We start from the raw sequence: 12704 nt of genomic DNA, 5'->3' as shown, positions 1-12704 counted from the left end.
TTAAAATTAACTAACAGAGAAAATCGCGATCGCAAGGTACAGGTAGGAGCAAATGAGGGATGACGACCGACAGCGGCATGAAGAAATTAGGCTACGTGAAGCAGAACGGCGAGTGACGCTGGCTAGCCGTAATGCTACTGTCAGCAAGCTGGTACAAATTATTTACTTCCTCGCCGGAGCGCTGGGGATGCTGCTGTTGTTACGAATGATTTTGCGGCTGTTTGGGGCGAATCCAGATAATACATTCGCTCAATTTATCTATAATCTCTCCGAGCCTTTTTACGCTCCAGTTGCTAACCTATTCGGTACACCAAAGTTTGGTAATTCCCAGGTGTTTGAAATTAACGCGATCGTGGCAATTGCAGCTTACGCAATTCTTGGTTGGTTGGTAGGAAGATTAGTTTGGTTAATTGGCAGTAGGACAGAATAATTTGGGAGTCGGGAGTCGCAAGTCGGAGGCAAAATTCACGCATTCGCGCATTCAAAATTGGGACAAGGGAGACAAGGAGGACAAGGGGGACTTGGGAGCGGGAGAGAAGAGAGCGGAGGAGCTGAGGAAGCAAGGCAAGTCACAAGTCATAATTCACAAGTGTTTCACGCCTGAGCGCACCACGCCTGAGCGCACCACGAACCACACAACACTCACTACACCCTGCGCGGAGCGCACCTCACCCTTTAAAATAAATTTAGAGGATATTGCAAAAGAGAGCTGTCTGTAAATGCCTAAGACTGTTGCCGATGTCATGACCCGCGACCCAATTGTGGTGCGTCCAGAAACCTCACTGCATGATGCAATCAAGCTTTTGGCAGAAAAGCGTATTAGTGGTTTACCCGTGGTAGACGATGCAGGCAAGTTAATCGGTACAATTTCAGAGACAGATCTGATGTGGCAAGAAACAGGAGTTACTCCCCCGGCTTACATCATGTTTCTTGATAGCGTGATTTTCCTGAAAAATCCGGCTCAATACGAACGAGACTTGCATAAAGCGTTGGGGCAGACGGTGGGAGAGGTAATGAGTCAAGATTTGATTACCGTGGCTCCTGATAAACCATTGCGAGATGCAGCACAACTAATGCACGATCGCAAGATCCCGCGTTTGCCAGTCGTCGATCCTAGCGGTAAGGTAATTGGAATTTTGACTCGTGGCGATATCGTGCGCGACTTAGCAGCCAGCGAGTAGGAGTCAGTTATCAGTTATCACTTATCAGCGTAGAGACGTTACATGTAACGTTTCTACAAAGTAGTCAGTGAAGAAAGTCATTAGAGAGTAGGGCAGGGAGCAGGGAAAATTACTTCTCGTCTTCTAGATTTTGACTTTTGACTTTTAACTTTTGACTTTTAACTTTGACTTCTTGCCCCTAAAAAATGGTAAGAGTAAATACAAATTACCAAATACAAATAACAAATTCAAAATGGCTGTTAGTCCAGAATCGGTAAAGCAATTACTCGATTCGCAGGATTTGGGCGATCGCTTGCGGGCGATGAATCAAGTTCGCGAATTGGAAGATAAAGGAGTTGCGCTAGAGTTGGCGCTCAAGGCAATTGATGACCCCAACGCCAGAGTGCGCTACTCGGCAGTGAGTCAGTTGGACACTTTGGGAGGACAAGATTTAAATACTAGTTTAAATGTATTGCGCGATCGCCTACTCAACGACCCCGAACCAGACGTACAAGCTGCTGCGGCTGACTGTCTGGGAGCGCTGAAGTTAACTGATGCGTTTGCAGATTTAGCGCAAGTCTATCACAGTACGCCCGAGTGGTTAGTGCGGTTTAGTATTATTGCAACTCTAGGCGAATTGGGCGATCCGCGCTCTTTTGACTTATTAAAAGAAGCATTGGAATCGGGTAGCGAGTTAGATAAAACTGCGGCAATTAGCTCTCTGGGAGATTTAGGCAATCCGCAAGCAATAGAATTACTAGTTCCTTTTGCTACCAACCCCGATTGGCAAATTCGCTATCGCGTCGTGCAAGCTTTAGCTAAATTGGGCGGCGAACAAGCCCGGACTCTGATCGAGCAGTTAGCAAAAGATGAAGCTGAAGCTGTATCTCAAGAAGCAAAAAATAGTTTGTAGTAAAATTTGTTTCTAGGAAGTTTGGCGAATAAAATTCGCAGCTATATAGACAAAATCTGCTTAAGCAGATTAAGAGATTGAATATGTTTCAGTCCGCGCAGGCGGACTTTGTTTGTGTAGTCGCGAATTATATTCGCTCAAACCACTATACGGCAACTGCGAGATAACGTACTACAAAAACTCCAGCAGAACAAACATCTGCTCTTGCTGACACATATTGCCTTTTACGAGAAAAATATCGAGCGGGTGCTAGAATTATTTCCCCAGCTCAAAGAGTGGTAGCAGTCTAGATTTCGCCAAGCCCTAGCCAAGGCAATCGAAACTACCCATCCCCAAATGGCGATCGCGCTTTACAAACAATTAGCTACGCAGGCGATCGAGCAAAAAAATCGCTCTGCTTATCGAGAAGCCGTCCAACATTTACAACGAATCAAGGCTGTCTGTGAATCGTGCAACACTCAATCTGATTGGACGGAATACATCACGCAACTGCGCTCTCAATACCCTACTTTACGGGCGTTACACGATGAGTTGTCCAAAGCAAAACTGTAATCAGCAGGTGAATAGTGACTGGTGGCTGGTGACTAGTGACTAGCAGCTTCTTAACTTACGACTTACGACTTATATTCACTTTTGCAACATCTATGTTGTTAAAATGCTAGAAACAATGCTTCAAATCTTGTAAACAAAACTTAACGATTCGTCAAGAAAGGTTATGAACACAACAGAAAACAACGCTCTATCGACTGAGAAAAGCCTAGAGGCAATGTGGCAGTTCTCCCAGACTTATGCCAAGCGCACGGGAACATATTTTTGTGCCGATCCTTCCGTGACAGCTGTAGTGGTAGAAGGGCTTGCCAAACACAAAGACGATCTTGGTGCGCCTTTATGTCCCTGTCGCCATTATGAAGACAAGGAAGCAGAAGTACACGCAACTTTCTGGAATTGCCCTTGTGTACCAATGCGCGAACGTAAAGAGTGCCATTGTATGCTGTTCTTAACTCCAGACAACGACTTTGCTGGAGAACAACAGGACATCGATTTAGAATACATCAAAACCGTGCGAGAAAGCATGGGATAGAGAATTCGGAATTCGGAATTCGGAATTGTAGGGGTGGGTTCACCAAAAATCTCTACTTCCATTAGAAAAAGTAGACAAACCCGCCCCTATTTAACAATTGCGTGTGAGGTATAAAATCTTGAATCAAGAGGAACCAGAGGAGTTTTGGCAGGGTGTAGAACAGTTCAATCAAGGGCAGTTCTATGCCTGTCACGATACCTTAGAAGCCTTATGGATGGAAGCAACTGAACCGGAAAAAACTTTCTATCAGGGAGTTTTGCAAGTTGCTGTGGGGCTTTATCATCTAGGTAATAAGAATTGGCATGGGGCAGTCATTTTATTAGGAGAAGGCATTAAGCGGCTAGACAGGTATCCTAGTGCTTATAGCGGGATTGATGTTGATGAATTGATAATTTCTAGCGCCGATTTATTAAAAACACTACAACAAGCGGGTGCAGAAAAGGTGGGTACTTGGCAATTGGGTAAAGATGCGATCGCAACAGAAACTTCTACCTTGCCCCTGCCGAAAATCGTACCAGCTGAGTCAGAGATTGTGTAGGCAGACTTGACTACTCACTTCTACAAATATTGAAACAAGTCAGCAAAACCGTAGAGGCTGAGGATAAATAACAGTACGGCAATAACTTGGGTGGGACGCGCTTGGTAGGTAGGGGCGATCGCCTCTCGTATCCACATGGAAGCCGATACCCCGATTAAGTAACTCCAGGCTAATGCTTGATAAGACCAATGGGGTGAAATTAGCCAAGTCCCCAATAACATCGTTGCCAACAATAACATCAGCATTTCGATCAGCTGGGGTGGATTGTGCTGACAAGAAAAAACTAGAGTGTTCCACCAAATTAGCCAAATTCTCATAGGCAAGTCAAAAGTCAAAAGTCAAAGTTCAAAAGTCGTAGGGGCGGTTTTTTTAGGCAGACCTGTTCTAGAACAAGTAATTCTGCGGTTCAAACCCGCCCGTACAAAAGTCAAAATGCTCAAACATGAATAATTTAAGGCTAGCGATAGCGTCCGCCTGCTTGTCCAATACCATTAGCTTGCGCTGTTTTTTCTGACATTTCATCCGTCGCTGGTTCAATGCCAAACACGCGGCTAAATGCCTTGTCTACTTTGTAACCAGAATCGATCGCCTCTAAGGGGTCTTTCCGCAGTCTGTGACGCAGGCATAGAGTAATGACACGACGAATATCATCTACTGTGACTTCAGTACGACCTTCAAACGCCGCGATCGCTTTAGCTGCGCGGTTGGTTACAATGTCACCCCGCAAGCCATCAACATCAAGTTCGGAGCAAACTTCAGAAATTTTTACCCGCAGATCGTAATCCATTTGTACTGAAGGTAACAACTCTTGAGCCTTAATCAGCTGTTGTTGTAAAGCTTGTTGCTGTGGCTGATATTTGTCAGAAAATTGCAGTGGGTTTTGGTCGAAATCCGACCTTTGTTCCACAATTTGTACCCGCAAGGCTGGTTCTTTTACAGTATGAATTTCTGCGTGCATTCCGAAGCGATCGAGTAGTTGAGGGCGCAATTCACCTTCTTCTGGGTTGCCAGAACCAACGAGAACGAAACGGGCGGGGTGACGGATCGAAATGCCTTCCCGTTCTACAGTATTCCAACCACTGGCGGCGGAGTCTAGCAATACGTCTACAAGGTGATCGTCAAGTAGGTTAACTTCATCGACGTAGAGGATACCGCGATTTGCCTTTGCCAGCAGTCCTGGTTCAAAAGCTTTGACACCTTCAGATAAGGCTTTTTCAATATCAATCGTGCCGCAAACTCGGTCTTCTGTGGCTCCCAGGGGCAGATCGACCATAGTAATTTTTTTCTTGGCGATGGGAATTTCTGCACCTTGTTCTAATTTTTGCCGTGCTGCATCTCCCATCAAATCGGGATCGCTAGGATGGCTGTTGAACGGATCGTCCGCTACAACTTCAATCTCTGGTAATAAGTCAGCTAAAGCGCGGATCGTGGTAGATTTGCCAGTACCGCGATCGCCCATGATCATTACTCCGCCAATTTTCGGGTCAATAATGTTGAGTAAAAGGGCGAGTTTCATTTCGTCCTGACCCACAATAGCGGTGAAAGGAAACACGACACGACGAGCAGCGGTAGCAGTTGTCACGGGATTACCTATTAAAGTTTTTTCTTAACACCGTCTTTAATTTTGCCACATAATGCAGTGCCACCATTGACACGTAATGCAGTAATGCCAGTAACACCTTATGCAGTGCTAGAGCTTGCAGCAGGCAAATAGAATTCGCAGCTATTGACCAATGTAACGGTTTTGTGGAGCGTAATTCGTGACATTCCTCAGCAGATCTCTCGTGTCGGACTGCATGAAATACAGGCAGGCTATTTGCTGACAAACCCGAGGATAAACATCAAGCTGCGCGTAAGAGATAGAAATCGGTAACAGAGTGTTTCTCATCTACCGCGCTCAAATCAACAATTATACACCTGCTGCTATCCAACCCTACATCAAACCCCACGCTTTAAAGTGGCGGTTTCATCCTTCTGGACAAAAAGTTTGAACCCACGCTGCAACCTTTCCCAGAGTACGTGTAGCCACGGGCAATGAATTGGCGCTTTCAACTTGCAGCTAGTCACAAAAATTCAGAATTCCAAATCCGAAATTCAGAATTATCGAGAGGTAGTTAAGAGTAGGACAACGGTAATTCTTTTCACTGAATGTCTTGCAATTCCTCAGTATTTATATCGCGTTCAGAATCTTTCTGGAAATTAACTTTAGTAAGGAATCTACCACGTTCAAATTTATTTTATTTACACGTTCATCAAACACATATTACCTAAAGGAGAAACAACAAATGCAGCTTTCTTATCGTGGTTTAGCTTACACCAAATCTAATCAATCAGCTCAAGTAGTGACTAAGCAAGTAGCAGGAAAATATCGAGGTGTCAGCTTCGGTTCTCGTCCAACCACACAAGCGATCGCCCCACAACCTACTCAACAATTAAAATATCGTGGATTAGCTTATTAAAGTGAGTAGTGAATATAGCAATTCAAGTTGATTTGTAAACGTGTCCAGTGTAGAGATGTTACATGTAACGTCTCTACACGAGCAATTAATTTCACGATTCATCTAGGATTGCTATAGTAGCTAAGTCAACAACTAATACCCAACAATTAACACCCATTACCAATTACCCATTACCAATTACCCATTACCAATTACCAATGTTTATTGACTAATAATTCCCGACCATTGAACTTTTTTCTGTTTGTCGCGACGATAGGAAAAGAAACGTTCTGGTTCTTGGTAGGTACAGTGAGGAGCGATCGCCACTTGTTCGGGGCTAATACCCAATTGCTCTAATTGCAAGGTAATAACCCGCCGGATATCCAACCGGACTCTTTCTGGGTGAGAATCGGGAAATAGAGGAGAGTTGGGTATTTCAGCTAAACAGTCGAGAATTTCGGTTGTGGCATCAGTTGCAGTAATGCTAGCTCCAACTTCAGCTGCTACCTGTCGGGAAACCTGATAGACACTACCCGCGATCGCAGGACCCAAAGCGACGCGCAAATCTTGAATTTTGCTACCTTGTGCTTGCAAACGCGCAATCGCTTGCGGCACAATTTTCATCGCCGTTCCCCGCCAGCCTGCATGAACGGCTGCAACTTGTCCGGTATGGCGATCGGCAATTAATACAGGCGTACAATCGGCACTCGCTACCCAAACTGCCTGTAGCGGCTGTTCTGTGAGCAATCCATCTGCCTCAACTAGGAGCGAGGAGTGAGGAGCGAGGAGTGAGGCAGAATTTTGGATTTTGGATTTTGGATTTTGGATTGAAAATTCTTCCTTGGCTCCCTCAACCCCCTTAGCTCTCTTCTTCCCCTCGCTCCTCGCTCCTCGCTCCTCGCTCCTCACTTCAGATGGAGTGACGACAACATTCCCGTGTACCTGCTTGACGCGATAAGCCTCGGCTTCTGGGTGTAAAGCTGAGGTCAAGTCATGGGGAGCATGAGGATGAAAATGTCGCGTAAAAAAACCGTGGGGAAATGCTTCTAACAAGCTACAGGATAGATAGAGAAAACCTTCGCAACCGCGCCAATCCCAAGTATGCATGGATTAAATCTAAAAATTAGCAAACAATTAACCAACAAAATGAAACTAAATTAGCCAAGCTGCCATCTAATGTAAAAGCACAGCATGACAGGTTTATTTTCAGCAAATTAATGCTAACTTAATTGACACAGTTTGCACTTGCCAGCGTGACACTAGACCGACAAAAGCTATTAGCAATTCTTGCTCCAATGGTAGCAGAAGCGGATTTTGCTGTAGAAGTTTACGAGAGTCTACCCTCGACCAACCAGAAAGCCTGGAATGCGATCGCGCAGGGGGCAAAACCAGGAACGGTCATCATTGCCGAACGACAAACAGCTGGACGGGGACAATGGGGACGACAGTGGGCTTCGCCAGCAGGAGGTTTATATTTATCTGTAGTCCTAGAGCCAAACTTACCAGTCAACTGCGGCTATCAGTTGACTTTAGCAACTGCTTGGGGCATTGCAACGGCTTTGGGCGATCGCGGTGTTCCGGTAAAATTGAAATGGCACAACGACCTAATTTTGCTAGGACGTAAACTGGGTGGAATTCTGACAGAAACAAAAGTGCGACATGAAAAAATTATTCATGCTGTAGTCGGAGTCGGGATTAACTGGGCTAACCCTGTCCCAGCTACAGGGATCGGTTTGCAATCTTTCTTATCTCAACAACCTTTGGCTGCAATTGACTGCTTAGAAACATTAGCGGCTGTGACACTACAAGGCACAATTTCAGGTTACAAGTTTTGCTCCCCAGGGGGAATCGATACTCTTCTGCCGTCTTACCACAAACTATTTATAAATATGGGACAGCGCCTCACCGTAGAAGGACAAAACGGCGTTGTAGTTGGTATTAGCGATCGCGGCGAACTACGAGTCAGGCTTGACTCTCAATCATACAATTTCAGCCCCAATTCAGAAATTTGTCTCCCCCCTGGTGCTGTGAGTCTGGGTTATGATGGCTAATTGTTTGACAAAGCATAAATATTTCGTTTGTATCGTAAGGAAATAGCAGGGACGAGCAGGGAGCAGCGATCGTCAGTTGTCAGTATATTGGCGGAGCAAGGGAGTAGGGAGTAAGAAGGAACTTACAACTTACCAATGACAAATAACAAATGACAAATAACAAATGACTAACTACTAATTACCAGTTATTATGCCTACTAACTCCAAACATATATTTCTGATCGGTTTTATTAGTATTTCTAGCTTGCTTGGTGGCAACTTAGTCTTAGCTCAGTCAGAAGCCGCGATCGACAATTCATTCGATGCCTCTCCCAGCCCCAGCCTACAAGTCAATTCAAAATCGGTAAAACCGGAGAGATGGCAAAAACTGAGACAACAGCTAGACACTTCACCTGTCAGGCGATCGGCTAACTTGCCCGATCGTCCTGCTCCAGATCCTAGTGGTGCGTACATCGACCCCACAGGATACAGCCTCGGTGCTACCACTGGCTACGAAGCACCAAGCTCAATAGTATTAAAATCCAGAATCTCCGGTTGTCGGGCTGTTGCTAGACCTGGTTTGAGTAGCCTTTGTCGTCCCAGCCTCCGCCAACAGCGGATGAGACAACTAGCTCGTTCTAGAAACTTTGGTAGAAGCGTCGCCCCGCTCGATCGCCACTCGGTTGCCAACGGCATCAGACCAATTCAGCTGGGACCGATCGATATCACTGCTGAAGGCTTTCGCGTGGCGACCAACTTGAAAACCCAGCGTAGCGTTCTCAGCTATCAATACCGCGATCCCGAAGCCAAAGGACAGGGCAATTTCATGTTTCCACTAACAGTTCCCTCTCCCGTCACCTCAGTTTTTGGCTGGCGCGTCCATCCTCTGTTTGGTGATTTCAGTTTTCACTCTGGTACAGATATAGGTGCGCCCCTGGGAACGCCAGTGTTAGCGGCTTATCCAGGTACGGTAGAAGTTGCCGATTATGTCGGTGGCTACGGTTTAACTGTCGTTCTCAACCACAACAAAAATACGCTCCAAACTCTTTACGGTCATTTATCTGAAATTTTTGTCTCCCCAGGAGAAACAATTCCGCAGGGAACTGTCATCGGGCGGGTTGGCAGTACGGGTAATTCCACAGGTCCTCACCTCCACTTCGAGACCCGACAGTTAACTGCCAACGGTTGGATTGTTGCCAACCCTGAAGCATACTTGAAGACTGGGCTAGCACGATTAGATAAAGCTATCCGCTTAGCCAACTCCCAACCAGATCGTCACGAAACGGCGATGCCCGCCACTGTTCGCGAAGCGATCGTCGCCAGCGCCAGCAGTACTCAATTCAACTTTGAAATTAAGCAAGTCGATTTGGATAGCTTAGTTGCCCGCGATCCTGGTGCAGAATTAGAATCTGCCGTAGTCCAGCTAGTTAATGCACTTCGTGGCGATCGCAACGCTGTAAGTAAGAGCGAGGAGTTAGGAGTGAGGGGTTAGGGAAAAGACAAGGGAGAAGCCGTAAGTTTTAAGACGTAGGTATTTCACGCACCAGGCATCACTCTCTTATTCCCTCGCTCCTCGCCCCTCATAGATACCCGTGTTCTACTAAAAATGCTGGCGATAACTCTTCTCTGGCTTGATGAGGAGAGTTGTAATTCAGCAGTTTTTCGACATATTTGCCTAAAATATCAGCTTCTAAATTAACTAGACTACCAGGGCGGAGATCGCGTAAATTAGTGCAATCGTAGGTATGGGGAATGACGGCGACTTTAAACCAATTTCTGGTAGGGTCGAGATCGGCAATGGTAAGGCTAACACCGTTGATGGCAATACTGCCTTTGGGAACGATGTAGCGGGCGATCGCTTCTGTTGCAGTAAAGCTCATTTCCCATGAGGTAGCTGTGTCTTCTACCGTTTCCAAGCACCCCGTTCCATCTACGTGTCCCATGACAAAATGACCTCCCACTTTACCACCGACACGCAAAGAGGTTTCTAGATTGACATATCCTGCATCAGCTTCGCGCTGTCCCAGGGTAGTACGGCGGAGGGTTTCCGGCGAGGCTGCGGCGATAAATCCTTGGGGTAGAATCTCCATGACCGTGAGGCAAACTCCATCCACCGCAACGCTATCCCCGAGCGCGAGATCTGGCAAAATTAAATTTTTCTGGTCGCTAGAGCAAGTAATTTGATAATAATAGTTGTCTAGCGCTCGAATTTGACCCAAAGCTTGTACTAATCCCGTAAACACAGTTTTTCTCCCAAAAATCGATAATTTTGCCCAGTTTAGCTAGTTTGTCTCATCCGAGCGGTCTTGGATGCAATTTAGACAACTGATTCTGGCAAAATTTACTCACGCTAAATCCATAAATTCAGCTTACAATCAGGGCATACTTAGGATAGGCTATCGTACAGCAAAGAACTAAGGGCAATTCTCTGTCTTTGCTGACAGCAGATCGGAAAAGTTGTTATGTAAGGCTATAAAGTATGTTTATTTTTGCTATACAGAATCAAACACCTTCAACCCCATCTACCAATTACCCTTTGCCTAGAGAGTTTTAGAGGCTACGCAAATGATCGAAATGAAAGTCGCTGGCATTGCTTTAGATGCGGTCAACCGCAGTCCAATCGTGCTGTTGAAAGACGGTAAAGAGCGTAGAGCATTACCCATCTACATCAATCAAGATCAGGCAAAGGCGATTATTGGCGCTTTGGAAAATCAAAAACCGCCCAGACCTCTAACTCACGACCTCATAGTAAATATTCTAGAGGTCTGGGGTATGACCTTGGAAAAAGTCGTCATTCATTCAATTCAGGATGGGACGTTTTACGCAGTTTTGTGCGCCCGCCAGGGTGAGGTCAAAAAAGAAATTGATGCTCGTCCCAGCGATGCGATCGCGATCGCCCTACGCCTGAATAGCCCGATCTGGGTGATGGAGGAAGTGGTAGCTGATGCTTCAATTCCCGTCGATCGCGAAGCAGATGAAGCTGAGCTGAAAGCTTTTCGAGAGTTTCTCTCCAACATTAGACCAGAAGATTTGATTCAAGGAGGTGGCGAGTTTCGTACAGGCTGAAATCAGCGACCAGTTATCAGTGACCAGCGATCGATTACCAATTACCACTGATAACTGTCCGCTGTTCACTGAAATGTAATCCATTCTAAATGCTGCGGGTTCTCCATTAAGTCTTTGGCGACGATATAAGCGGCGATCGTCCAGGTTTGATAGCGCATTGCCTTTTTGCCGACTAAATTGCCTTTTCTGCCATCGTAGTATTCGGGCCAACGATCTTTATCTTTATACTCGCACCAACGTTTTTCGGCAATTCTAATTCCCCGTTCGGCAATACTTTTTCTCCCCACTTTTAAAGCTGCCGCGACTAAAAACCATAACAGAACGGGCCAACTTCCTCCATTATGATAAGACCAACTCACATTTTTTGGGTCGCAACCTGTAATTAATTCCCATTCCTTGTCTTCTATAGCAGGAAAACAAAGCTTCATTGGCATATTTCCAACTAGATCGATCCATCGTTTACCGATCAGATTCATGATCTTTTGAGATTGCGCTTCATCTGCTAACGAGCAAATAACTGACATCAAATTCCCAATTGCAAAGAAGCGAAAATCCATCCGCCCTGGTCCCAGATTCCCAGCGAGATAGCCTCCTTCTTTGGGAACCCAATCAATCGCCCAGGCTTCCAAAGACTCTGGATATATATTGAATTTGTTGCAAATTTCTTCTCCAAATTGCTCGTTTTCGTAGCGATGAATTTCATTCACTTTTTCTAAATCGAGCCAATAATGTTCGCGAATGTGCGTTTTCAATCTTGCCAGTCGCTGCTCGATTTCTGTATGAATGTCCTGTTTATTTTTGGGTAACAGCAATTCATCTGCTGCTAGTAAAGCCGCGTAAAATAGAGCTTGAATTTCTAGCGGACGCTCATACACTCCCATGCGACGGTCAATCATAAATGCCCCTTCGGGAACTAACAGCGTCGGGTACATATCGAATTGCTTCAGCATGTAGAGATTGAGAATTAACCTAATTCCCCGCTGAAATCCTGCTTCTTGAACTAACTCTTGGTCGCCTGTAGCTCTTTGATAAATCCGTAGTAAAATCAGCCACCACAAACAAGAATCTACAGGTGTCACTCTACCGATTGCCCGTTCGCCAAAATCGGCTCTGACAGCTTGTTTTCCTTCTTCTTCGACTATCTCAAAACTTGCTGGCATTAGACCCATACCTGGTCTTACGCCATCCATATGCGCCCTAACTTCATCGATATTTTTGTCGTTAATCTGTAACTTCAGGGTTTGTCGTAAAAAATTGGCGACAATTTCACCCTGACCTCTAGTTAAAAATGCTAGGGCTGAAGGCACAAAATCGCGAATAAAGCAATGCCCGTAATTGAATTGTTGAGTGCTTTTATCAATTGCAGCAGCTACTGTACCAATTGGTTCATTCTCAAACTTTAAAACCGATGCTTCTAATCTCGTCCACGCCTCACTCAGTAGCTCCTTTTCTGTATACATGAACCAGTTAGTCCCCGC

The 12704-nt window shown here is 45.5% G+C and carries 16 protein-coding genes; 11 read left to right on the top strand and 5 right to left on the bottom strand.

Annotation, left to right across the window (positions count from 1 at the left end; translation table 11 throughout):
- The first annotated feature begins 52 nt into the window (after positions 1–52).
- The 7 genes from M5J74_RS05325 to M5J74_RS05295 all read left to right on the top strand — a co-directional run bounded on the left by M5J74_RS05325 (position 53) and on the right by M5J74_RS05295 (position 3692).
- Entirely contained in the window at positions 53–430 is a 378-nt protein-coding gene (locus tag M5J74_RS05325) for a YggT family protein (protein ID WP_015153073.1), read from the top strand.
- Positions 411–719: a hypothetical protein gene (locus M5J74_RS05320; protein ID WP_250015759.1), complete on the top strand. Its 309-nt coding sequence runs from the start codon at positions 411–413 to the stop codon at positions 717–719. Before M5J74_RS05325 ends, M5J74_RS05320 begins: the two co-directional genes overlap by 20 nt.
- A complete protein-coding gene (locus M5J74_RS05315) occupies positions 720–1181 on the top strand; it encodes a CBS domain-containing protein (RefSeq protein WP_106169292.1) in 462 nt (153 codons plus the stop codon).
- A 232-nt stretch (positions 1182–1413) separates the two neighbouring features.
- The gene (gene nblB, locus M5J74_RS05310; protein ID WP_106169293.1) at positions 1414–2073 is read left to right on the top strand and encodes a phycobilisome degradation protein NblB; all 660 of its coding nucleotides are present in this window, start codon (positions 1414–1416) and stop codon (positions 2071–2073) included.
- Between the two features lie 336 nt (positions 2074–2409).
- Positions 2410–2625 (top strand): hypothetical protein, encoded by a 216-nt coding sequence (locus tag M5J74_RS05305; RefSeq protein ID WP_106218598.1) that lies wholly within the window; start codon positions 2410–2412, stop codon positions 2623–2625.
- 163 nt (positions 2626–2788) lie between these two features.
- Positions 2789–3154: a ferredoxin thioredoxin reductase catalytic beta subunit gene (locus M5J74_RS05300; protein ID WP_015153070.1), complete on the top strand. Its 366-nt coding sequence runs from the start codon at positions 2789–2791 to the stop codon at positions 3152–3154.
- 118 nt (positions 3155–3272) lie between these two features.
- Positions 3273–3692, top strand: a complete 420-nt coding sequence (locus M5J74_RS05295) for a DUF309 domain-containing protein (protein ID WP_041462358.1) — start codon at positions 3273–3275, stop codon at positions 3690–3692.
- Between the two features lie 20 nt (positions 3693–3712).
- Here M5J74_RS05295 and M5J74_RS05290 read toward each other — a convergent pair whose 3' ends face one another.
- Both M5J74_RS05290 and bchI read right to left on the bottom strand, forming a co-directional pair.
- The gene (locus tag M5J74_RS05290; protein WP_015153068.1) at positions 3713–4009 is read right to left on the bottom strand and encodes a hypothetical protein; all 297 of its coding nucleotides are present in this window, start codon (positions 4007–4009) and stop codon (positions 3713–3715) included.
- A 140-nt stretch (positions 4010–4149) separates the two neighbouring features.
- Complete coding sequence (gene bchI / locus M5J74_RS05285) at positions 4150–5274, bottom strand: magnesium chelatase ATPase subunit I (protein WP_250015757.1); 1125 nt, start codon at positions 5272–5274, stop codon at positions 4150–4152.
- A 703-nt stretch (positions 5275–5977) separates the two neighbouring features.
- Between bchI and M5J74_RS05280 the strand changes: the two genes are divergently transcribed.
- Positions 5978–6151 carry a DUF4278 domain-containing protein gene (locus M5J74_RS05280; protein WP_106169139.1) on the top strand — a complete coding sequence of 58 codons (174 nt, stop codon included), beginning with the start codon at positions 5978–5980 and terminating at the stop codon, positions 6149–6151.
- Between the two features lie 201 nt (positions 6152–6352).
- On the opposite strand, the gene pgeF is transcribed toward M5J74_RS05280, so the two are convergent.
- Positions 6353–7237 (bottom strand): peptidoglycan editing factor PgeF, encoded by an 885-nt coding sequence (gene pgeF, locus M5J74_RS05275; protein WP_015153065.1) that lies wholly within the window; start codon positions 7235–7237, stop codon positions 6353–6355.
- Positions 7238–7383: 146 nt separating this feature from the next.
- On the opposite strand from pgeF, the gene M5J74_RS05270 reads away from it, so the two are divergent.
- On the top strand, positions 7384–8181 hold the full coding sequence (locus tag M5J74_RS05270; RefSeq protein WP_015153064.1) for a biotin--[acetyl-CoA-carboxylase] ligase: 798 nt from the start codon (positions 7384–7386) through the stop codon (positions 8179–8181).
- A gap of 190 nt (positions 8182–8371) precedes the next feature.
- Positions 8372–9652, top strand: coding sequence for a M23 family metallopeptidase (locus M5J74_RS05265; RefSeq protein WP_015153063.1), 1281 nt, complete (start codon positions 8372–8374; stop codon positions 9650–9652).
- An 88-nt stretch (positions 9653–9740) separates the two neighbouring features.
- On the opposite strand, the gene M5J74_RS05260 is transcribed toward M5J74_RS05265, so the two are convergent.
- The gene (locus M5J74_RS05260; protein WP_015153062.1) at positions 9741–10403 is read right to left on the bottom strand and encodes a riboflavin synthase; all 663 of its coding nucleotides are present in this window, start codon (positions 10401–10403) and stop codon (positions 9741–9743) included.
- A 322-nt stretch (positions 10404–10725) separates the two neighbouring features.
- On the opposite strand from M5J74_RS05260, the gene M5J74_RS05255 reads away from it, so the two are divergent.
- Complete coding sequence (locus M5J74_RS05255) at positions 10726–11226, top strand: bifunctional nuclease family protein (protein ID WP_015153061.1); 501 nt, start codon at positions 10726–10728, stop codon at positions 11224–11226.
- 65 nt (positions 11227–11291) lie between these two features.
- On the opposite strand, the gene M5J74_RS05250 is transcribed toward M5J74_RS05255, so the two are convergent.
- Entirely contained in the window at positions 11292–12686 is a 1395-nt protein-coding gene (locus tag M5J74_RS05250; RefSeq protein WP_015153060.1) for a glycoside hydrolase 100 family protein, read from the bottom strand.
- Positions 12687–12704: the final 18 nt, after the last annotated feature.

The organism is Chroococcidiopsis sp. CCNUC1 (genome assembly GCF_023546805.1).
GTDB lineage: Bacteria > Cyanobacteriota > Cyanobacteriia > Cyanobacteriales > Chroococcidiopsidaceae > Chroococcidiopsis > Chroococcidiopsis thermalis.
Note: the sequence above shows the minus strand (reverse complement) of the source record. Positions and strands in the feature narration are given on the sequence as shown.